Origin of the sequence: Gordonia amicalis (genome assembly GCF_022059885.1) — a bacterium.
GTDB classification, from domain to species: domain Bacteria; phylum Actinomycetota; class Actinomycetes; order Mycobacteriales; family Mycobacteriaceae; genus Gordonia; species Gordonia amicalis.
Map to the genome: position 1 here is coordinate 3,169,563 of NZ_CP091855.1, position 20,533 is coordinate 3,190,095.

The 20,533-nt window shown below is 66.4% G+C and carries 19 protein-coding genes; 14 read left to right on the forward strand and 5 right to left on the reverse strand.

Annotated features, from left to right (window positions below; genetic code table 11):
• Window positions 1-3: 3 nt before the first annotated feature.
• Complete coding sequence (locus IHQ52_RS14545; protein ID WP_024499273.1) at window positions 4-1,590, forward strand: phytoene desaturase family protein; 1,587 nt, start codon at window positions 4-6, stop codon at window positions 1,588-1,590.
• A 57-nt stretch (window positions 1,591-1,647) separates the two neighbouring features.
• The gene (locus IHQ52_RS14550; RefSeq protein WP_024499272.1) at window positions 1,648-3,153 is read left to right on the forward strand and encodes a protein adenylyltransferase SelO; all 1,506 of its coding nucleotides are present in this window, start codon (window positions 1,648-1,650) and stop codon (window positions 3,151-3,153) included.
• A 100-nt stretch (window positions 3,154-3,253) separates the two neighbouring features.
• Here the strand turns inward: IHQ52_RS14550 and IHQ52_RS23700 are convergent, their stop codons facing one another.
• On the reverse strand, window positions 3,254-3,535 hold the full coding sequence (locus tag IHQ52_RS23700; RefSeq protein WP_024499271.1) for a hypothetical protein: 282 nt from the start codon (window positions 3,533-3,535) through the stop codon (window positions 3,254-3,256).
• A 154-nt stretch (window positions 3,536-3,689) separates the two neighbouring features.
• Here IHQ52_RS23700 and IHQ52_RS14560 point away from each other — a divergent pair, with 154 nt between their 5' ends.
• The 4 genes from IHQ52_RS14560 to IHQ52_RS14575 all read left to right on the forward strand — a co-directional run bounded on the left by IHQ52_RS14560 (window position 3,690) and on the right by IHQ52_RS14575 (window position 7,331).
• The gene (locus IHQ52_RS14560; protein WP_006435605.1) at window positions 3,690-4,061 is read left to right on the forward strand and encodes a TraR/DksA family transcriptional regulator; all 372 of its coding nucleotides are present in this window, start codon (window positions 3,690-3,692) and stop codon (window positions 4,059-4,061) included.
• Window positions 4,062-4,193: 132 nt separating this feature from the next.
• Window positions 4,194-5,237: an NAD(P)-dependent alcohol dehydrogenase gene (locus tag IHQ52_RS14565; protein WP_024499270.1), complete on the forward strand. Its 1,044-nt coding sequence runs from the start codon at window positions 4,194-4,196 to the stop codon at window positions 5,235-5,237.
• Between the two features lie 113 nt (window positions 5,238-5,350).
• Entirely contained in the window at window positions 5,351-6,088 is a 738-nt protein-coding gene (locus tag IHQ52_RS14570; RefSeq protein ID WP_024499269.1) for a 1-acyl-sn-glycerol-3-phosphate acyltransferase, read from the forward strand.
• Between the two features lie 151 nt (window positions 6,089-6,239).
• Complete coding sequence (locus IHQ52_RS14575; protein ID WP_024499268.1) at window positions 6,240-7,331, forward strand: YihY/virulence factor BrkB family protein; 1,092 nt, start codon at window positions 6,240-6,242, stop codon at window positions 7,329-7,331.
• A gap of 4 nt (window positions 7,332-7,335) precedes the next feature.
• On the opposite strand, the gene IHQ52_RS14580 is transcribed toward IHQ52_RS14575, so the two are convergent.
• Together IHQ52_RS14580 and IHQ52_RS14585 are read right to left on the reverse strand one after the other, a co-directional pair.
• Window positions 7,336-8,121, reverse strand: coding sequence for a thioesterase family protein (locus IHQ52_RS14580; protein ID WP_024499267.1), 786 nt, complete (start codon window positions 8,119-8,121; stop codon window positions 7,336-7,338).
• A gap of 93 nt (window positions 8,122-8,214) precedes the next feature.
• Window positions 8,215-8,643, reverse strand: a complete 429-nt coding sequence (locus IHQ52_RS14585) for a DUF1622 domain-containing protein (RefSeq protein ID WP_024499266.1) — start codon at window positions 8,641-8,643, stop codon at window positions 8,215-8,217.
• A 171-nt stretch (window positions 8,644-8,814) separates the two neighbouring features.
• Here IHQ52_RS14585 and IHQ52_RS14590 point away from each other — a divergent pair, with 171 nt between their 5' ends.
• The 4 genes from IHQ52_RS14590 (at window position 8,815) to IHQ52_RS14605 (ending at window position 13,793) form a co-directional block, all read left to right on the forward strand.
• Window positions 8,815-10,029 carry a cation:proton antiporter gene (locus IHQ52_RS14590; RefSeq protein ID WP_024499265.1) on the forward strand — a complete coding sequence of 405 codons (1,215 nt, stop codon included), beginning with the start codon at window positions 8,815-8,817 and terminating at the stop codon, window positions 10,027-10,029.
• Between the two features lie 256 nt (window positions 10,030-10,285).
• The gene (locus tag IHQ52_RS14595) at window positions 10,286-11,197 is read left to right on the forward strand and encodes a haloalkane dehalogenase (RefSeq protein ID WP_024499264.1); all 912 of its coding nucleotides are present in this window, start codon (window positions 10,286-10,288) and stop codon (window positions 11,195-11,197) included.
• A complete protein-coding gene (locus tag IHQ52_RS14600; RefSeq protein ID WP_024499263.1) occupies window positions 11,194-12,414 on the forward strand; it encodes an acyl-CoA dehydrogenase family protein in 1,221 nt (406 codons plus the stop codon). The genes IHQ52_RS14595 and IHQ52_RS14600 overlap by 4 nt, the downstream gene beginning before the upstream one ends.
• Before the next feature lie 56 nt (window positions 12,415-12,470).
• Window positions 12,471-13,793, forward strand: a complete 1,323-nt coding sequence (locus IHQ52_RS14605) for an LLM class flavin-dependent oxidoreductase (protein ID WP_024499262.1) — start codon at window positions 12,471-12,473, stop codon at window positions 13,791-13,793.
• Here the strand turns inward: IHQ52_RS14605 and IHQ52_RS14610 are convergent.
• Both IHQ52_RS14610 and thiD read right to left on the reverse strand, forming a co-directional pair.
• Window positions 13,752-15,227, reverse strand: a complete 1,476-nt coding sequence (locus IHQ52_RS14610) for a flavin-containing monooxygenase (protein ID WP_024499261.1) — start codon at window positions 15,225-15,227, stop codon at window positions 13,752-13,754. The genes IHQ52_RS14605 and IHQ52_RS14610 overlap by 42 nt on opposite strands.
• Before the next feature lie 139 nt (window positions 15,228-15,366).
• On the reverse strand, window positions 15,367-16,161 hold the full coding sequence (gene thiD / locus IHQ52_RS14615; RefSeq protein ID WP_024499260.1) for a bifunctional hydroxymethylpyrimidine kinase/phosphomethylpyrimidine kinase: 795 nt from the start codon (window positions 16,159-16,161) through the stop codon (window positions 15,367-15,369).
• Between the two features lie 163 nt (window positions 16,162-16,324).
• Here thiD and IHQ52_RS14620 point away from each other — a divergent pair, with 163 nt between their 5' ends.
• The 4 genes from IHQ52_RS14620 (at window position 16,325) to IHQ52_RS14635 (ending at window position 20,187) form a co-directional block, all read left to right on the forward strand.
• The gene (locus tag IHQ52_RS14620; protein WP_024499259.1) at window positions 16,325-17,473 is read left to right on the forward strand and encodes a zinc-dependent alcohol dehydrogenase; all 1,149 of its coding nucleotides are present in this window, start codon (window positions 16,325-16,327) and stop codon (window positions 17,471-17,473) included.
• A gap of 10 nt (window positions 17,474-17,483) precedes the next feature.
• Window positions 17,484-18,065 carry a hypothetical protein gene (locus IHQ52_RS14625; protein ID WP_024499258.1) on the forward strand — a complete coding sequence of 194 codons (582 nt, stop codon included), beginning with the start codon at window positions 17,484-17,486 and terminating at the stop codon, window positions 18,063-18,065.
• Window positions 18,066-18,245: 180 nt separating this feature from the next.
• Entirely contained in the window at window positions 18,246-19,451 is a 1,206-nt protein-coding gene (locus IHQ52_RS14630; protein WP_024499257.1) for a lipase family protein, read from the forward strand.
• Window positions 19,452-19,533: 82 nt separating this feature from the next.
• Window positions 19,534-20,187, forward strand: a complete 654-nt coding sequence (locus IHQ52_RS14635; RefSeq protein WP_024499256.1) for a UdgX family uracil-DNA binding protein — start codon at window positions 19,534-19,536, stop codon at window positions 20,185-20,187.
• Window positions 20,188-20,533: the final 346 nt, after the last annotated feature.

A 20,533-nucleotide genomic window follows, 5' to 3' on the forward strand; every position in this document is an offset into this window, starting at 1 on the left:
GGAATGCGAACAGTCGACGCGGTGGTGATCGGAGCCGGACACAACGGGCTCGTCGCCGCCAATCTTCTGGCCGATGCGGGTTGGAGTGTGCTCGTCCTCGAGGCCACCGCGGAACCGGGCGGTGCGGTGCGAACCGCCGAACTCACCGCGCCCGGGTTCCCGACCGACCTCTGTAGTGCCTTCTACCCCATGGCAATTGCATCACCGGTCGTCGAGGGCCTGGGCCTGTCGGGCTACGGACTACGTTGGCGACATGCACCGGATGTGCTGGCGCACATACTGCCCGACGACGAGGCGGTGCTGCTCTCTCGAGATGTCGAACGTACAGCTGCCTCCGTAGGACGATTCGCCGCCATCGATGCACAGAACTGGCGCGATGAAGTCGTTCTGTGGAAACGAATCGGGCGGCAGTTGCTCGACTCACTGCTCCATCCCTTTCCACCGGTCCGCGGTGCCACGTCGTTGATGTGCGCGGTCGACACGGCCGAGGCGGTGCGGCTGATCCGGCGATTCCTGTTGCCCGTCCGGAGATTCGGGGAGGAGACGTTCAGTGGGGATGGAGCTCGATTGCTGCTCGCCGGAAATGCGGTTCACAGCGTCCTCGGACCCGACGTCACGGGGAGTGCCCTGTATGGGTGGTTGCTCACGATGCTGGGACAAACCGTGGGCTATCCCGTGGCGGAGGGCGGTGCCGGCCGGATCACCGACGCACTGGTCGCGCGGTTGGCCGACCGCGGAGGAGTCGTGGAGTGCAACCGACCGGTCACCGGCGTCATCCTGCGGGAGCGTCGCGCGGTCGGGGTGCGTGATGCCGAGGGCGAACAGGTGCGGGCAACGCGTGCTGTGCTCGCCGATGTGCCGGCGCCGACGCTGTATCGCCGTCTGATCGGCGAGGAACATCTCCCGTCACGCATGGCGGACGATCTGAAGCGGTTCCAGTGGGACGACGGAACCGTGAAGGTCGACTGGGCGCTGTCGGGTCCCGTCCCGTGGTCGAACTCGGCCGCCTCCGGCGCGGGAACCGTCCACCTGGGCTGCGACATCAATGGAATGGCCACGTACTACACGCAGTTGCGCAACGGAGTCCTTCCGGACGATCCATTCATCCTGTTGGGACAGATGAGTACTGCCGATCCGGCACGTTCTCCCCGGGGAACCGAGAACGTGTGGGCTTACACGCACGTCCCCAGAGACCTCCGATGGACGGCCGAACGTGCTCAGCGCTTCGCCGACCGGATCGAAACCGTGATCGCGCGCCATGCTCCGGGGTTCACCTCCCGCGTCGTCGGGCGCGCCGTTCAGACTCCCGTCGACCTGGAACAGCACGATCCGAGTCTGGTGGGCGGCGCGATCAATCAGGGCACCACCGCGATCCATCAACAGCTGATCTTCCGGCCCACGCCGGGACTGGGACGGGCCGACACACCCATCGACCGGCTGTTTCTCGCCGGCTCGTCGGCCCATCCCGGCGGAGCTGTTCATGGGGCCCCGGGAGCCAACGCCGCGCGTGCCGCCCTCGCGCGAAACGGAATGTTCGGTGGGCTCTACCGCATGACGACGAAGTCGCTGCTGAACGTGATCACACGCTGAGGTCGTCCCGGACGCCGACGTGACCAGGCGATACGACGAAGTGGTTACGCTCGAAGAGTGGCTGCCACCGACTCCCCTGCACGCACATCCGACGCGATCACCGGCTTCGAGAGCACTTTCGCCGACGAACTGACGCCTCTCACCGTCGAATGGCGAGGCGCCGACGTCCCCGATCCGCGCCTCCTCGTCGTCAACGACCGGCTCGCGGCCTCGTTGGGTCTCGACGTCGATTCCCTGCGTACAGAAGACGGGATAGCGATCCTCTCCGGCGCGGCCTCGCCCGCCGACGTCAAGCCGGTGGCGACGGCGTACAGCGGTCATCAGTTCGGTGGATATGCACCGCTGCTGGGAGACGGACGCGCCCTCCTGCTCGGCGAGCTCGTGGACGTCGAGGGCCGTCGCGTCGACCTGCAGTTGAAAGGCTCGGGGCCGACGCCGTTCTCGCGCGGCGGGGACGGTTTCGCGGTGGTCGGGCCGATGCTTCGCGAGTACCTGGTCAGCGAAGCGATGCATGCACTCGGCGTACCCACCACGCGATCGCTGGCGGTGGTGGCAACGGGCCGCGGGATTCATCGCAACGGCGTCGAGCCCGGAGCGGTACTCGCCCGGGTCGCGGCGAGCCACCTGCGCGTGGGGACCTTCGAGTTCGCAGCGCGGAACGGGAGTGTTCTGCAGCCGCTCGCCGATTATGCAGTCGCGCGCCACTATCCCGACCTCGCCGAATTGCCCACAACCGGCGGCGGGAACCGCTACACGAAGTTGCTGGAGGGTGTGGTCGAGCGGCAGGCCGCGCTCGTCGCCCAGTGGATGCTGGTCGGGTTCGTGCACGGTGTGATGAACACCGACAACACCACCATCTCCGGGGAGACCATCGACTACGGTCCGTGCGCGTTCATCGACGCCTTCGATCCCGCGGCCGTGTTCAGTTCGATCGACCACGGTGGACGCTACGCCTTCGGGAACCAGCCCGCCGTCCTGAAGTGGAACCTCGCACGTTTCGCTGAAACGCTCCTCACGCTGATCAGTCCGACGCCGGACGATGCGATCGCCGTCGCGACGGCAACGCTGTCGACCTTTGACGCGCACTACGAGCGCCATCTCTACGACGGTTTGTCGGCAAAGCTGGGCCTGGCCGACACCTTCGTCGAGCACGAGGTGATCGACGACCTCCTGACGCTGCTGGCAGCCCATCGGGCCGACTGGACAGGTGCCTTCCGGGCGCTTGCGGAGGAACTCCGTGGACGAAGCACCCCGCTCGACATCCTTCTTCCGCGAGAAGCCTCGACGCCGTGGCTCGCGCGCTGGCGCGAAGCCCTGGCCCGACACGGTCGCGACGAGGCGGCCACCGCTGATGCGATGGACCGCGTGAACCCGCTCTACATCCCGCGCAATCATCTGGTCGACGAGGCGTTGCAGGCCGCGAACGACGGTGACCTCGCGTTGTTCGCGGAACTGCTCGACGTCGTGACCAACCCGTTCGAGCGCCGCGTCGAATGGGTGAAGTACACGTCGCCCGCCCCCGAGGAGTTCAACTCGTCGTTCCAGACGTTCTGCGGGACCTGAGCGTCCAGGAGCGTTCCGGGGAACACTCCGACGCGCCGAAACGGGCTCACGTGTCTGCCGGTTGCGCGACCATGGACGTCATGTGGACGCTCACGAGGGATCAGACCAGCGTCGGCGACTCGCCGGCGACGCGGAATTCGACGGCGGTGGCCCGCTCCATCGGGACGGTGTCGAGCATTGCGGTGGCGAACTCGGCGGGCACTGTCGCCAGCGCTGCTGTCGCCAATTCGGCAGGTACGGCCTCCAGCGTAGGCGTCAGCTCCTCGGCCGGGACCGTCGCGAGTGCGATCGTCGCGGGTTCGGCGGTGACGGCCGCCAGTGCGGTCGTCGCCGGAAGTATGGGTACAGCACTCAGTTTCGGGATCGCCGGAAGCCTCGGCATCGTGGCGAGCCTGCTGTGCCGCGGTTGCGTCGGGTGTGTCGGTTGTATCCGGTGCACCGATTGCATCGGTTGTGTGGGATGCATCAATTGCTCCGGTCTGCGCGGTGCGGTCGGTCTACGTGACGTGCATGCGTGATGCCTGGGGTCGGTCACGGTGAACAGACCCGACCCGACCGAATCGGAGACATCGCTGATCATCGAACGCGCCCGAACGACGGCGCTCATCGAATCGATGTCCGCGCGGTTGGCCGCCGTCATCGAGGCGACGGCGGACGCTGCCTCCGACGACGAGCACGATCCCGAAGGGACGACGCTCGCCGTCGAGCGAGGCCAGCTGGTGGCCCAGCTCGAGCGGTCACGGGTTCGTCTGGACGAGATCGACGCTGCGCTCGAACGTGTCGGTCGCGGATCGTATGGACGCTGTGAGACCTGCGGCACGGTGATCGACCCCGAGCGGCTCGAGGTTCTTCCCGCGGCCCGGCAGTGTGTCCGTTGCGCGGCGCGGAATCCGTCCCGCAGATGGTGAACCCGACGATGGTGAACCCGACGACGCCAGGTCGAGAAGTTCATGTTGAGTTCGCCGGAAGATACATGCCGTTGCGTCTGGCCGAGTAGACCGGAGGTCGGGTCACTCTCTCCCGGATCGAAAGGTATGCGCATGAAGGCCATTCAGATCGTCAAACCAGGTCAGCCCCCGCAATTGCGGGAAGTGGACAAGCCGGTGCCGGGTCCGGGCCAGGTGTTGCTGAAGGTGACGGCCGCCGGCGCGTGCCATTCGGACGACTTCGTGCTCAATCTGCCCGAAGAAGGTTTCGCCTATCCCCTGCCCATGACGCTCGGTCACGAGGGCGCGGGCGTGGTGGCCGAAGTCGGCAGCGGCGTCACGGGTGTCTCCGAAGGCACATCGGTCGCGGTCTACGGGCCCTGGGGCTGCGGCGTCTGCCACTTCTGCTCGCGGGGTCTGGAGAACTACTGCAGCCGGGCGGGCGAACTCGGTATCGCACCACCGGGGCTCGGCAACCCTGGTGCGATGGCCGAGTACCTGCTCGTCGACAACCGGCGGCACCTGGTTCCCCTCGGCGATCTGGACCCGGTGGCCGCGGTACCGCTCACCGACGCCGGACTCACGCCGTATCACGCGATCAAACCGAGCCTTCCGAAGCTGGTGGGCGGCACGACTGCGGTGGTCATCGGCGCCGGCGGCCTCGGACACGTCGGCATCCAACTGCTTCGTCACCTGACCCCCTCACGGGTGATCGTGCTCGACGTGAACGACGAGAAGCTGGCCTTCGCGCGAGAGGTCGGCGCCCACGAGGTGGTGCTCAGTGACGCCGACGCCGTCGCCAATGTCCGCAAGATCACCGGCGGCGAGGGTGCGACCGCCGTCTTCGACTTCGTCGGTCTGCAGCCCACGATCGACATCGCGATGGGCGTCGTCGGCACCATGGGCGACGTGGTGATCGTCGGTATCGGCGACGGTGTCGCGGCGGCGAAGGTCGGCTTCTTCACCCAGCCCTATGAGGTGTCGGTGCGCGCACCGTACTGGGGTGCGCGCGATGAGCTGATCGAGGTGCTCGATCTGGCGCGGGACGGTGTTCTCGAGGTGGCGGTCGAGAAGTTCTCACTCGACGACGGCCTCGAGGCCTACCGGCGGCTGGCGGCGAATGAGCTCCGCGGGCGGGCCGTCGTGGTGCCGGACTGATCACCATCCGGACGCCTCATGGACGTGTCACCTGCGGTTTCTCGTGCTCGAGACCGCGGGTGACTTTCGTCGTTCGTTAGGCGAAGCCGCTAACCTACGGTACCGTAACTTACGTGGATGTAGAGCTCGCCCAGTCTGAAGCCGTATACGCGCACTACCTGGATCACCAGCAGGACCGCGTACGAGCGAGGCTGATGTACGGGGTGCTCGCCGCCAGGATTCGGCCCGTGGTGCGATTCACGTCCCGCGATCGTCTGGTTCGTGCGGTCCGGAGCGGCAAGCCGTTACTGATCGCCGCCAACCATGTCTCCGAGCGCGATCCGCTGGTGCTGGCGGCCGCGGGGTTCCGCTCCCCCATTCGACCCCGGATCGGCCACCTGCGCGTGTTGGCGAAAGACGAACTCTTCGAGGATCCGGAGCAGCGACGAAAGATCGACACCCTGGGCGGTATCCCGGTGTTCCGTCCGAAGGACCACGGCGTCCGGGCGGCGGCTGAGGCCGGTCGGCAGATGTTCGGCGTCTGCGTCGAGCGAATGGTCCGCGGTGACAGCATCGCGGTCTTCCCGGAGGGGACCTGCAACGAGGGCGACGTCACCCGTCTGCAGAAACTCGGCACCGGCATCGGTCACATCGCCTATCGGGCGCTGAAGGCCGGGGTCGACGTCTCGCTGGTGTCCGCCGGGATCGCCTACCCGGACCACGGCGACCGTGCACGTCCACGCGTGACCTTTGGGGAACCCATTGTTCTGGCGGGCTTCAAGGACGAAACGCCGGCTGCACTGACCAGGATCATCCAGGGGGATCTGCAGGGCGTCGTCGACGAGGTGAGTCGGGTCGCTGCCCGGGCCTGAGGTCAGTCCGTCGTGGGCGGCAGATCTTCCCACGACTGGTTACGGTCTCGTGAGGTCGCTTCGGCCGGCTGAGCGCGCCGACCACCTCGCCAATCCTCGCTGGTCGCGGCATGAAGGGTTTGGTCCGCGAACCCCGCGGCTACACCGGGGTATGAGCAAGGATGAGCAGACCAAGGAACCGGACCGGGACGTCGATGTACGCGACGTCGATGTCCGCGACGACCCGGAGCGTGCCGATCCCGACGATCCTCGCAAACCGGAGTCGCCCACCGACCTGACGAAACCGTCACTGATGTTCGTCCTGCGCAAGACGGCTCGCGAGTTCTCCCGCGATCAGTGCACCGACCTCGCCGCCGCACTCACCTACTACTCGGTGCTGTCGTTGTTCCCCGCGCTCCTCGCCATGGTGTCTCTGCTCGGTGTCTTCGGGCAGGGCGAGAAGACCGTCGACGCGGTGCTGACGATGGTCGAAGACCTCGGGCCCTCGGACGCGGTGGACACCCTCCGCGCGCCCGTCGAGCAACTGGTGGCCGCACCGAGTGCCGGTCTCGCGCTCGTGCTCGGTCTCGCGGGCGCCCTGTGGTCGGCGTCGGGGTACGTCGGTGCGTTCGGACGGGCGATGAACCGCATGTACGAGGTCGACGAAGGCCGGCCGATCTGGAAACTGCGGCCCGCCATGCTGTTGGTGACGCTCCTGGCCCTCGTCCTGGCTGCGGCGGTGGCGCTGATGCTTGCCGTCAGCGGGCCGATCGCGCGGTCCATCGGTGACGCCATCGGTTTCGGCAGCACCGCGCTCACGGTGTGGAACATCGTCCGCTGGCCGGTGGTGTTGTTGTTCGTCGTGGTGATCGTCGCGGTCTTGTATTGGGCCACACCGAATGTGAAGCAACCGAAGTTCCGCTGGATCAGCGCGGGCGCGGTCCTCGCGATCGTCACCTGGATCGTGGCGTCGGCGGCATTCGCTCTCTACGTGTCGAACTTCGGCAGCTACAACAAGACCTACGGAGCACTGGCGGGCGTCATCGTGTTCCTGCTGTGGTTGTGGCTGACGAATCTGGCCCTGCTGTTCGGCGCCGAGTTCGACGCCGAACTCGAGCGGGGTCGACAGCTCCAGGCGGGCATGGCAGCCGAAGAGCGCCTGCAACTTCCGCCCCGCGACACTACTGTCTCGGACAAGAACGAGAAGATCCACCAGGAGTACATCGAGAAGGGGCGCGAATTGCGGAACTCCCGCGGTGGCTGACGGGTCAGGCGAACACCGCGACCGTCTGTGAGGCCTGGATGATCGGCCGGGATGCGCTGTCCCAGAGCGTCATCGACTGGTGCGAGTAGCCGTCACGGGTGAACGTGCTCGACGATTCGAGTAACAACCACTCCGTTGGCTTGGGCACCTCGTCGGTGCAGATGTGCAATGTCCAGCTCATGGTGCTGATGGGTGCCCAGTCGGTGAACACCGCGGTTGTCGCGGGCGGCAGCGCGTCAGCCAGGGCGACGAGCGCGGTCGCCGGATCGACCCCCTCGGCGCCACGGTGGCGGACCCAGGCGAGGAATCGCGGCGGCCCGTCGTTGGACATGGGGCCGGCGCCGCCCGCCTTGCGGATGTCGAAGTTGTCCACGAACGCCGGCCGGAGCGAGGACGCCTCCGAGAATGCCTGACAGTCGTCCGGGCCCGGAACCTCGGGTATCACGACGAAATCGTGGGCGATCGCGCTGGGCCGCGGGGCGGCGAAGATCAGCGACGCGTGGGCGGCCACCTGTCCCCCGCTGACGGTCTCCACCGCGACACTCGTGGCCGAGCGGCCCTCGCGAAGACGACGGGCGGTGATCGTCGCGGCGTCGACAACCGGAGCGCTGAGCAGGAACTGGGCCGACTTTAGCGGCGGGAGCGGGCCCCCCTCGGTCAGCTGCGCTGCGTGCACGGACAGTGCGGCCGTCAAGCCTCCGTAGGCGGTACGACCCTGCGTCCATTCGACGGGCACGACGAAGTCGCAGGTCGGATCGAAACGGGAAACGAGTTCGGCGAGTGTGGGCACGGGGAAGCTCCCTGACGCAATTATGACGATCGGTATACCCGGCGAACGCTACGCTATGACGGTTTGCATAGGCAACCGCACTCCACCGGTCGGCTACTCCTCGGCCTGCGAACGGGCAGACCTGGCCGCGGCAGCATCGCGCGCCATCGCCTCGCGCATGAGTTGCCCCCCGTTGGTGAGCACCGCACGCCGCCACGGCAGCGTGCCCTCGATCTCGATCTGGATGGACATCGACAACACCGTCCGGATGACCACGATGATGCCGAGGATCACGGCGTCCTCGATGGACGGCTTCGAGGTGATCGTCCGGATGAGATCCGCGGCGACCAGGATCTCGAGACCGAGGAGGATCGCGGACCCCAGTGTGGTTCGTAGCACCGAGAAGGCCTCGCCGCCGCCCTCCTTGCGGGAGAGCGATCGTGCGCCGAGGACGATGGCGATCACAAACCCCACGATCATCGCCAACGCGCCGAGCGCCTCGAAGGCGACGGCGACGGCGGTGAAGACGTCCTCGAAATCCATGTGCGCCAGACTATCCACGTCCGGGGGTTTCCAGAGCATTTCACGGCCTGTCGTGCGTCACGTCTCGATCGTGTGGTTCGGTGCGCACTTGTCACTGACCGACCCGCGCGAGCGTGATGGCCGAGAGCGGTCGGGATACGATTCGTCGGTGTTGGTACGAGGGCGATGTCGATGACCTCCGCTTTGATCGCCATTCTGGTGATCGTCGGATGGTCGTTTGTGGCGGGCGGGTTGTCCCGGGTCAGGATCTCGGGTGCGTTGCTGATGGTGATCACCGGCATGGTCATCGGACTGACCACCAGCAACCCGATCGGCTATGCACTCGACACCGACGATGCCGAACCGGCGGTCGAGCTGATCCTGGCGTTGCTGTTGTTCGTCGACGCGATCGAGGTCCGGGGCGGCTACTTCGCCGGCGAACGCCGAACGTCGTTCCGCCTGTTGCTGATTGCGATGCCCCTGTCGATCGCGGCGGCCACGCTACTCGGCCTCGCACTGCTTCCGACCATGTCGGTGGGTGTGGCACTGGCCATCGCCTGTGTCGTTATCCCGATGGACCTGACGCCCGTCTCATCGCTGGTACGCGACCAGCGAATCCCCTCCAGGGTGCGTCACCTGTTGAACATCGAAAGCGGCTACAACGACGGGATCATCGCGCCGGTCTTCATCTTCGCGCTCACGCTCGCCGGCGACCACAAACACGCCTCCTCGCCTGCCGACGCCCTGGAACAGGCAGTGCCCTCGGCCCTGTGGGCCGCGCTGGCGGGCAGTGTCATCGGATTCGTCGCGGCTCGACTGACGAACATCTCGGCGCGTCGCGGGCTCGCCACGGAACAGTCGATCAGGATCAGTCTCGTCCTCATCCCGATACTCGCCTACGGATGTTCGGTGCAGCTCGGCGGCAACGGCTTCGTGGCGGCGTTCATCTGCGGTATCGCCTACAAGGCAGCCCGCGCGGACGGGCCCGGTGACGAGCAGCTGCGCCTGGCCGACGACGTCAGTGGCCTCGCCGCACTCACGATGTGGTTTGTGTTCGGTTGCGCAGCCGTCCTGGTCTTCGAGCTCGGATTCGTCTGGCAGCTGGTCGTTCTGGGGATCGCTGCGCTGACGGTCCTGCGGATCGTTCCCGTGTACCTGGCGCTCCTGCGGACCGACCTCGGTCGTCGCGATCGATTACTGGTCGGCGTTCTCGGCCCGCGTGGCACCGCGTCGATCGTGTTCGGTCAACTCGCATTCAACGAATTCGACGGTCTGGTCGCCGACCAGACCCTCTACGCGATGACGGTCACGGTCCTGGCGAGTGTCCTACTCCACGGCTTCGGCGCGGCTCTCATCGCTCATCGTCTCGGCCGGCGGAACCCGGCTCCGGAGTTGAAGTCCGACTGATTCTTTGACTTGCACGGCGGGTCGATCGCCCGGAGCGGCCGGTCGCTTGCCGGACCGTGACCGTTTCCCCGGGAGCATCACCGCTGCTCGCATACGGTCTGGGCGTCCGGACGGACGCAGCGTGGTCCTCTGTGCGGCGGATGTATGGGTCGCATGTCCAGAGTTCTGCTGTCTCACAGCAGCCTTCGTGGATGTGAGAAATGCGTAGAGTTTCTGGCCTATTGGAAATCCATCCAGTTCGTCCAGAGGAATACCGATGACACTGACCTCCCACGCCATCCCGCGCGACGCCTTCGGTCCCGACGCCCGCAGCGTCGACACCGAGGTGCTCGACTCCCACATCCACCACATCGAGCACGGCGATGGGAACCCCATCGTCTTCCTGCACGGCAGCCCCACCAGCTCATACCTCTGGCGTCACGTGTTCACACGTCTCACCGGACGCGGGCGACTGATCGTTCCGGATCTCATCGGATTCGGGGACTCCGGACGTCCTGACATCGCCTACGAACTCGACGACCACATCCGGTACCTCGACGCCTGGTTCGATGCCCTCGATCTGCGCGATGTGACCCTCGTCGTGCAGGACTACGGCGCCGCCTTCGGAGTCTCCTGGGCTGCACGACATTCCGGCCGCGTCAAGGCCGTCCTCCTGGCCGAGCCGGTCATCCGTGACATCGCGTCAGCGGACCTGCCCGAACCGTTCGTCCAGGCGCAGCAGCTGATCCGGACGCCCGGCGACGGTGAGAAGTTCGTCGTCGAGGACAACCTGTTCCTGACCCAGGTGCTACCCGGTGCCTTCCTCACCCCGCCGGCACAGGAGGACCTCGACGTCTACCTGGCGCCGTTCCCGACCCCCGAGTCGCGCGGCCACCTCATCAAGTTCCCGCGCAACCTGCCCATCGACGGCACCCCCGCCTCGAGCGTCGACTTCCTGGAGCGCAGCGTCGACTGGCTGAAGACCAGCAATGACGTTCCGAAGCTGCTGCTGACCTTCGAGCCGGGCTTCCTGCTGACCCCGGAGATCCTGTCCTGGGCCGCCGAGAACATCGCCGCGCTCGAGGTTCGCGCCGCGGGTGCTGGTGTCCACTTCGTCCAGGAGGAACAGCCCCAGGCCATCGCCGACGGCGTCGTCGACCTGCTCGCGCGTGTCGAGGGAGCGAAATGACCGTCACCGACGCCACGACGACGGCCGACGCGGTACGCCCCGGATCCGCCGAACTCGACGCACTTCTCGAGCGCATCGCCGCAGGCAGCTTCGAGCGCGAACGCACCGACACCGCCCCTTATGAGCAGGTTGCGTGGCTGAAAGAGGCGAGGATCGGTGCGTATCGGCTGCCGGTCGCCGACGGCGGCGGCGGTGCGACCGTCCGCGAGTTGTTCGACCTCGTCATCCGGCTGAGCAAGGCCGACTCCAATCTGGGCCACCTGCTGCGTGCCCATTTCGGGACGGTCGAGGACATCCTGCTGTGGCCGGAGTCGCCCCGGCGCCGTCTGTGGTTGGAGCGGGTCGCGGCCGGTGAACTGATCGGCAACGGCAACAACGAACTCGGCAACAAGCACGCCGGTGATTTCGCCAAGTCGACGACGTTCACGCCCGACGGTGACGGCTACCGACTGGACGGCGTGAAGTACTACTCCACCGGAACCCTGTACGCCGAACACACTTTCGTCACGGGTGTGACCTCCGAGGGCGTCCCGGTCCAGGCGTTGCTGTCGCTGAGCCGTGCGGGCATCACCGTCGAGGACGACTGGGACGGATTTGGTCAGGCCCTCACCGGAACGGGCACAACCCGTTTCCAGGGCGTTCGCGTCGAAGCCGACGAGGTCGCTCTCCCGCCGGAGGACCTCAGCACGATCCCGCGCTGGCATCTCGGACCGTTCTATCAGCATTACCTGAACGCCGTCGTCGCCGGCAACGCTCTCGCCGTCGCCGACGACGCCGTTGAACTCATCCGTGGTCGACGACGCAGCTTCACCCATGGCTCGGCCGACCTACCGCGAGAGGATCCGGTGCTGCTCGAGGTGGTCGGCGAGATCCACTCCCTCGCCTACGCCACGGAGTCGCTGGTGCTCGACGCCGCCGACGTCCTGGGCCGGATTCCCGCAACGGTGGTCGACGGCGTGACCGATGACGGCGTCGTGCACGAGGCCGCCCTGCGCGCGTCTCAGGTACAGGTTGTCGTCGACGATCTGGCGCTGCGGGCGGCCGCCCTGCTGTTCGACGTCGGTGGGGCGTCGGCGGTGAAGCGGTCGGCGAACCTCGACCGGCATTGGCGCAACATCCGGACCGTGGCGTCGCACAATCCGACTCGGTTCAAGAATCGTGCCATCGGCGAGCTCGTCGTCAACGACGTCACCCTCCCCGACAACACGTACTTCTGATCGCAACCGCCAACACTCACCGCAGCACCCACACGACAAGGAACACCGCGTCAGCCATGGCCGATCGTCGCCAGATGAACCTCAATCTCTTCATCCTCTCGTCGGGACATCATGAGGCGGCCTGGCGCCATCCGGCCTCGACGCCCGAGCGGATGTTCGAGCCCGACTTCTACCTGGGTCTGGCCCGGGCAGCGGAGGCGGCGACACTCGACGCGGTGTTCCTTGCCGACATACCGAAACTCGACGCCAACATCGAGTTCAACGCGGCCGGCCGCCTCGACCCGCTGCTGACGCTGGCGACCGTCGCCGGCGGGACCGAACGCATCGGTCTCATCGCGACGGCCTCCACCACCTACTCCTACCCGTGGCAGCTCGCCCGAGCCCTCTCGACACTCGACCATCTGTCTCGCGGCCGTGCCGCGTGGAACATCGTCACCACCGACTCCCCCGACGCCGCACGGAATTTCGGGTTGAACGGGAATCCGGACGCCGCGCTGCGGTATGAACGCGCGGAAGCCTTCGTCGAGGCGGTCGAAGCGCTGTGGGACTCATGGGACGACGATGCGGTCGTGCTCGACCGAGCGGCCGGATGGTACGTGGACCCGAGCCGCATCCATCATCCGAACATCGCCGGCCCCCATCTGAAAGTCGCCGGCGCGCTCACCACGCCGCGTCCGCCGCAAGGACACCCCGTCCTGGTACAGGCGGGTTCGTCCGACCATGGCCGCGTGTTCGCGGCGCGACATGCCGAGGCGATCTTCACTGCTCAGCAACGCATCGAGGATGCGCAGGCCTTTTACCGGGACGTCAAGAGCAGAGCCTTCGATCTCGGCCGAAACCCCGACCACATCAAGATCCTGCCGGGACTCAGCCCGTTCATCGGTGGCACCGAGGAGGAGGCTCGCCGACTCGAGCGGGAGTTCAACGAACTGACGATTCCCGCTTTCGGTCTCATGCAGCTCAAGGACTTCGCCTACGTCGACCTCGACGATCTGGACCTCGACGCGCCCGTACCGATCGAGGCGTTCGGCGACGCGGGCGACGTCACGAACAACAAGAAGTCGCGAACGCAGGTGTACGCCGACATCGTCCGTCGCGAGAAGCCGACACTTCGGCAGTTGCTGCACAAGCTCGCCGGTGCCCGCGGTCACCGCGTCGTCGCCGGTACCCCCGAGCAAGTCGCGGACACGATGACGGACTGGTTCCACAACCGCGCGGCCGACGGCTTCAACGTCATGCCGCCATTTCTCCCCGGTGGGTTCGACGTGTTCGCCGAGACCGTGGTACCGATCCTGCGCCGCCGTGGCCTGTTCCGAGAGGGCTACGAAGGCATGACGCTACGCGAGCACCTCGGTCTGCCGCGCCCGGGCAAACCGTAGGTTCTCGTCGGCGACATCGCCTTTGAACAGACGACGGTCGGTGTAATAGCTCATCGACATCACCCACGGTGCGCGTGGTCCCTGTTTCGGCAGGGTGTCGAGAGCACGCTGGACGTAGCCGGCGCCGAAGTCGAGCAGCGGACGAGTGGGCATGTCCGGGTCGGCGACCGCCCACACCGCGTCGTGGCCGTGAGAGTCCATGTAGCCGAGCAGCTTACAGAAGTACTGGCAGAGCAACCCGATCTTCAGTGTCCAGGACGCATTGGTGTAGCCGATCGCCAGCGCGAAGTTCGGCACCCCGGACAGCATGATCCCGCGGTACACGACGGTGTCCGGCAGTGAGACGGACTCTCCGTCGACGGTGAGCTCGATACCGCCGATGATCTTGATGTTGAGACCTGTTGCGGTGACGATGATGTCGGCCTCGAGTTCGGCACCGCTCTCCAGGAGGATGCCGGTTTCGGTGAAGGATGCGATCCGATCGGTGACGATCGAGGCCTTGCCCGCCCGGATGGTGCGGAAGAGATCGGCATCGGGCACCACGCACAGCCGCTGATCCCACGGGTCGTAGGGCGGATTGAAGTGCACGTCGACCGGAAAGTCGTCCGGCAGCTGAGACTCGTTGATCTTCCGGATCATCCGCCGGGCGACCTGCGGGAACCGCTGGCACAGTTCGAACAGGATTCGCTGCTGCGCGACGTTCTTCTGCCGGGTCAGTGCGTATCCGCGCTCGTCGCCGAAGATCCGCTTCAGAGCGTTGGCGAGGGCGTCCTCCCGGGGCAGCGGGATGACATAGGTGGGCGTGCGCTGCAGCATCGTCACATGCGAGGTTTCGTCGGCCATCGCGGGGAGTAGCGTCACGGCCGTCGCGCCGCTTCCGATCACCACCACTCGCTTGCCTGCGTAGTCGAGATCCTCCGGCCAGTGTTGCGGATGCACGATCTGACCGCGGAACCGATCCTGTCCGGCGAAGTCGGGACTGAACCCCTCGTCGTAGTCGTAGTAGCCGGAACCGCAGAAGATCCACCGCGCGCTGATCTGCGTCCGTTCACTGGTATCGGCCCGTTCGATGTCGACCAGCCACCGTGCTTCGTCCGAGGACCAGGCGGCGGACACGACCTTGTGGTGGTACCGGATGTGGCCGGCCAGGTCGTTGTCCTCGATCGTCTCGTGCAGGTAGTCGAGAATCCGCGGGGCGTCGGCGATCGCCTGCTTGTCTGTCCACGGCTTGAACTCGTAGCCGAACGTGTGCAGGTCCGAGTCCGAGCGAATGCCGGGATAACGGAAGAGGTCCCAGGTTCCGCCGGCGGCCCCGCGGGCTTCGACGATGGTGAACGTCTTCGACGGCTGCTCGGACCGCAGATAGTGGGCGGCGCCGATCCCCGAGATCCCGGCTCCGATGATGAGGACGTCGACGCGGTCTACTGCGGTCACTGTTCACTCCTGGCTGTCCGACGCGGTGCTGTCTCCAGGATGCCAGCTCCGACAAGCCCACCACTTTTTGGCAAACCCAGCACCTATCAGGGTGGAGATTCTGCCGAAAAATGGTGGGTTCACGCCACGGCGCGGAGTGCTACTGCTGCCCGTGCCAGACGGCGTCGAACGGTGCGGTCGAGCCGAGGCGGCCGACGATCCCCGCATGGGTGTACTCCTTGGCCGCGCGCACCGCGTCGAGCACATCGGCGCCCTTGGTCAGCTCGGCGGTCGTCGCTGCGGCGAACACACATCCCGCACCGGAGACCCGCTCGTCGCCCACCTTGGGTGCGCGCAGGATGGTGATGTCCGTACCGTCGAAGACGACGTCGACGGCCTCGTCACCGGCGAGTCCGACCCCGCCCTTGACGATCACGTACTTCGGTCCGAGATCGGCGATACGACGAGCCGCTTCGGCGAGGTCGTCGACGCTGGTGAGCTCGTCCATGCCGGCGAGTGTTGCCGCCTCGAACAGATTGGGGGTCACGACGGTGGCCAGCGGCAGGATCTCCGCGCGTAGGGCATTGTCGGTGTCGAGCGCCGCACCGGGTTCCTGGCCCTTGCAGATCAGGACGGGGTCGACGACCACGTGCCGCCACGACCGCGATGCCAGTGCCTCGGCGACCGTCGAGATGGTCGCGGGCGTGCCCAGCATGCCGATCTTGACGACGTCCGGTTCGTGCGCGACGGTGGCGGCCTCCATCTGATCGGCGATCACGCCGGGCTCGATCGGGACGAAACGGTGACCCCAGCCGGCCTTGGGGTCGAAGGACACGATGCAGGTGATGGTTCCGACGCCGTAGGTGCCGAGCTGGGCGAAAGTGCGCAGGTCGGCCTGGATTCCCGCACCACCCGTCGCCTCTGAACCGGCGATCACATACGACACCACAGACATTGCTCGATCCTTTCGGGGTTCTGGATGAACCGGGTCTTTTCTACACCCCCGACCGGATCCACCTGCACAGGAGTCGGCCGTGGCGACGTCTCGGCCGTGAGGTTTGCCCGAAAAGCGGCCGGGTATCCGACGCCGCATGACAGCGTCGACGAGCACCGACACGATGCGTGCCATGGTCTATCGGGGGCCGTACAAGGTTCGTGTCGAGCAGAAGCCCATTCCCCGCATCGAACATCCCAACGACGCGATCGTCCGGGTCACCCACGCCGCCATCTGCGGCTCCGATCTGCACCTCTATCACGGCATGATGCCCGACACCCGACCCGGCATGACGTTCGGTCATGAGTTCATCGGTGTTGTCGAGTCCGTCGGCGGGTCGGTACAGAACCTGAAGGTCGGCGACCGCGTGATGGTGCCGTTCAACATCTACTGCGGCACCTGCTTCTTCTGCGCTCGAGGCCTCTATTCCAACTGCCACAACGTGAATCCCAACGCGACCGCGGTCGGTGGGATCTACGGGTACTCGCACACCTGCGGCGGATACGACGGCGGGCAGGCCGAGTTCGTCCGGGTTCCCTTCGCCGACGTCGGTCCCAGCGTGATCCCGGACTGGATGGACCCCGAAGACGCACTACTCCTCACAGATGCGCTGTCCACGGGATACTTCGGCGCGCAGCTCGCCGACATCCGACAGGGCGAGACGGTCATCGTGTTCGGTGCGGGTCCGGTCGGGTTGTACGCGGCGCGGTCGGCGTGGTTCATGGGTGCCGGGCGGGTCATCGTCGTCGACCACCTGCAGTACCGTCTCGACAAGGCCGAGACCTTCGCATATGCGGAGACCTACAACTTCGCCCACTACGACGACATCATCGTCCATCTGAAGAACATCACCGACAACATCGGTGCGGACCGCGTGATCGACGCGGTGGGGGCCGAGGCAGACGGCAACTTCCTGCAACACGTCACCGCCGCCAAGCTCAAGCTCCAGGGCGGTTCACCGGTGGCCCTGAACTGGGCCATCGACTCCGTTCGCAAGGGCGGCACGGTATCGGTGATGGGCGCGTACGGCCCGATCTTCAGCGCCGTGAAGTTCGGCGATGCGTTGAACAAGGGCCTGACGATCAACATGAACCAGTGCCCGGTCAAGCGCCAGTGGCCGCGCCTGTTCGAACACATCCGCAACGGCTACTTCAAGCCGAATGACATAGTCACACACCGCATTCCGCTCGAGCACATCGCCGACGGCTATCACATCTTCTCGTCGAAGCTGGACGGATGCATCAAGCCCATCATCGTCGCCGACGCCGGCTGAGGAGAAGCGCATGCCTGCCTACCCAGCGAACCGACCCAACGATCCGGACACCACCGACCTCGTCGACCGCATCCCGGGTTGGGGCGTCGATGCCGATCCGGCCTCCCGGCCCGCGGTCCCGGAGGAACTGCCGGTCGGGCCCGCTCCCGGTGTGCACTGGGACGTACCGGAGGATCAGCCTCACCGTGAGGCGAGGGAACGATCTAACGAACATGCCTTCCTGACACCGGTTTTCGGTACGTCGACCCCGCCCAGCGGTCTGTCGGGAGTGATCCGGCGATCCGCTTATCGGTTCAGCGAGGGTCGTGCGGCGCACTGGCTGATCCTGATCGGGGCCGATCGTGTCGGCGCGGTCGAGGCGCGACTCCGCTCGGTCGCGGCCGGCCGGCCCGACAATCCGATTACCGAGACCGGCATCCGGACGGAGGTCAGCCAACACGGCTGGAGTTCGCGGGTGGGGCGTGAACGCGTCGACAACAACCATGCCTGGCTCGATCCGATCCTGGTCGGCGGGCCGTGGGTCGCCGCCGCGGCAGCGGCCGGACTGGTGTCGCGCGCGATCCTGCGGGGCGAGCGGTCACGGAGTCGCTGAGCAGGCCCTCGGGCACCGGAGCGACACGGATTTCCCCAAACCCCGGACACGAGGCGCCGAGACCGGACTAATGGACTCATGTCCATCGGGGGTCGACCACGCAGTTTCTCGCGCACTCACATCCGCGTCCTGACGCGCGATCACAGGCGTTTCCCGACGCGACGTCGACGCTTGCGCTCCGTGCTGACAGCGTGCACGGCGGCCTCCGCGTTGGCATTCGGCGGTGCCGGCCAGGTGGCCGCCGACCCCTACCCCGGCTTCTACGACCCGCCACCGGCCTTCGACACCCGCCCCGGATCGCTGATCCGGTCGGCGCCGTCGTACGCGGCGATCATCCCGTTCACCGGCGCGAACATCGACGCCCGGACCACCACGGTGATGTACGCGAGTACCGGCGCGCGGAACCGTCCGACTGCCGTGACCGGCAGTGTCCTCGTCCCCCGATCGCCCTGGACCGGACGCGGCGAGCGTCCGGTCGTGGTGGTGGGGTCCGGGACCATCGGTGCCGGCGATCAATGCGCGCCCTCGCGACTGTTGCGATACGGGCAGGCGTACGAGGAGCTCGCGATCGGGGCGCTCCTCGCGAACGGTTACGCGGTGGCGCTGACCGACTACGAGGGACTCGGCACGCCCGGTGATCACCCCTACCTCAACCGCAGGTCGCTGGGGACGTCGATGCTGGACATGGCGCGTGTGGCACGCAACCCGAAGTTCGGGGTGAGCGCCCAGGCCCCGGTCGCGTTGTGGGGCTACTCAGAGGGAGGCTTCGCGGCCGGCTCCGCCGCCGAACTCGCCGGGTCGTACGCTCCCGAACTCCCGATCTTCGGCGCCTTCGCCGGTGCCCCGGCACCGGATCTGGCAGATCTGGCACGACTCGGGGACGGGAGCCTTCTCGGGGGTGGTGTCGGCTGGGTGGTCAACGGCTTCATGGCCGCCTACCCCGAACGACGTGCGGAGTTCCTCTCCGTGTTCAACCCCCTCGGCCGGAACGTTCTGCGACAGGTCAACTCGTACTGTGTGTTCGATGTGCTCCGGATGAATCCGTTCGTGCCCACGACCTTCTACACCAGGGATGGCCGTCCCATCGCCGCCCATCTGCGCAAGGAGCCGTGGCGGACGGTGGTGAACGACCAGCGTCTGGGCCGTGTCGCGCCGCGGATGCCGATCCTGGTGAGTCAGAACCGTGGCGACGACGTGGTCGATGCGCGCGGTACCGATCGGATGGTGCGGTCCTGGCGTGCACAGGGTGCGGACGTCACCGTCGAGACGATGCATCTCCCGCTGGTGCTGCCGGGGACCTTCCTCGGACACGGGATCGGATTGACCTCCGAGCTCGCGGCCCTGTCCTGGCTGAACGGCAAGGCGGCCGCCCTGCCCGCGCGGTGACCGAGGTGTGATGACCGAGGTGTGATGTCCTACGCCTCCGGGTATGTCCACTTCCGTTCGCACAGCCGCCGGAAGGAACGTCATGGCATTCCCTGGGGCAGAACGGTTCCTGCCGGACTCGCACGATCTCGACGACCTGGTCGAGGCCGCCCGCACGTGCCGCGGCTGCGACCTCTACAAGGCGGCTGATCAGACCGTCTTCGGAGCCGGATCTCCGGGTTCGACGATCATGTTCGTCGGCGAACAACCCGGGGATCAGGAGGATCGGGCGGGCAAACCGTTCGTCGGTCCGGCGGGACGGGTGTTCGATCGTGCCTTGGACGCCGCCGAGATCGATCGCGAACTCACCTACGTCACCAATGCGGTGAAGCATTTCAAGTTCACTCGCGCGGCCGGCCAGAAACGTCGAATCCACGACAAGCCGTCGCGTACCGAAGTGGTGGCGTGCCGACCGTGGTTGCTGGCCGAACTCGACGCCGTCGCACCCCGAATCGTGGTATGCCTCGGCGCGACCGCCGCCCAGGCGTTGCTCGGGAGCACGTTCCGGCTGACCCGGCACCGGGGCGAACGATTCGATCTGGCCGCCGACGGTGATGTCGGACCCGACTACGCCGTGGACGTGCTGGCGACCGTCCACCCGTCGTCGATCCTGCGCGGACCGTCGGACAAACGTGACCGGGCCTTCGACGAGTTCGTCGCCGACCTACGGGTGGTGCGGGAACTGCTGCAACCCTGATCTTCCATCCCCGGCCGAGCGGTGACGATCGAGCGAAGCGGCGTACCTACTGCGAAACATTCTCCAGCACTGTGTAACTCGGGTCCTCGTCACGAAATCCATGAAGCCTGTCCCTGGTAGGTTGCGCCGAACTCCCTGACGGGAGTCTGGAGGTGTCTATAGTCGGCAGGGTGCGGCCATGACGTGGAGGAACGGCCGTCGCCCGTCGATTGGTTCGAGATGTCTGACCTGGTGGCAGATTGGCCTGGTCGACGACCGAAGTGCCTCTGCCCCACCGCGGATCGGCTTCCGTCCGAACCACTGACCACGACCCGGCATCGCCCGTGGCGGTGCGCACAGAAACGGA

Excerpts from the sequence above, each read along its gene's own strand:
- IHQ52_RS14595 (WP_024499264.1), top strand. The coding sequence starts at position 10,286 with ATGACACTGACCTCCCACGCCATCCCGCGCGACGCCTTCGGTCCCGAC.
- IHQ52_RS14625 (WP_024499258.1), top strand. The coding sequence starts at position 17,484 with ATGCCTGCCTACCCAGCGAACCGACCCAACGATCCGGACACCACCGAC.
- IHQ52_RS14585 (WP_024499266.1), bottom strand. The coding sequence starts at position 8,643 with ATGGATTTCGAGGACGTCTTCACCGCCGTCGCCGTCGCCTTCGAGGCG.
- IHQ52_RS14620 (WP_024499259.1), top strand. The coding sequence starts at position 16,325 with ATGCGTGCCATGGTCTATCGGGGGCCGTACAAGGTTCGTGTCGAGCAG.
- IHQ52_RS14590 (WP_024499265.1), top strand. The coding sequence starts at position 8,815 with ATGACCTCCGCTTTGATCGCCATTCTGGTGATCGTCGGATGGTCGTTT.
- IHQ52_RS14575 (WP_024499268.1), top strand. The coding sequence starts at position 6,240 with ATGAGCAAGGATGAGCAGACCAAGGAACCGGACCGGGACGTCGATGTA.
- IHQ52_RS23700 (WP_024499271.1), bottom strand. The coding sequence starts at position 3,535 with ATGCCGAGGCTTCCGGCGATCCCGAAACTGAGTGCTGTACCCATACTT.
- IHQ52_RS14565 (WP_024499270.1), top strand. The coding sequence starts at position 4,194 with ATGAAGGCCATTCAGATCGTCAAACCAGGTCAGCCCCCGCAATTGCGG.
- thiD (WP_024499260.1), bottom strand. The coding sequence starts at position 16,161 with ATGTCTGTGGTGTCGTATGTGATCGCCGGTTCAGAGGCGACGGGTGGT.
- IHQ52_RS14605 (WP_024499262.1), top strand. The coding sequence starts at position 12,471 with ATGGCCGATCGTCGCCAGATGAACCTCAATCTCTTCATCCTCTCGTCG.
- IHQ52_RS14635 (WP_024499256.1), top strand. The coding sequence starts at position 19,534 with ATGGCATTCCCTGGGGCAGAACGGTTCCTGCCGGACTCGCACGATCTC.
- IHQ52_RS14545 (WP_024499273.1), top strand. The coding sequence starts at position 4 with ATGCGAACAGTCGACGCGGTGGTGATCGGAGCCGGACACAACGGGCTC.
- IHQ52_RS14600 (WP_024499263.1), top strand. The coding sequence starts at position 11,194 with ATGACCGTCACCGACGCCACGACGACGGCCGACGCGGTACGCCCCGGA.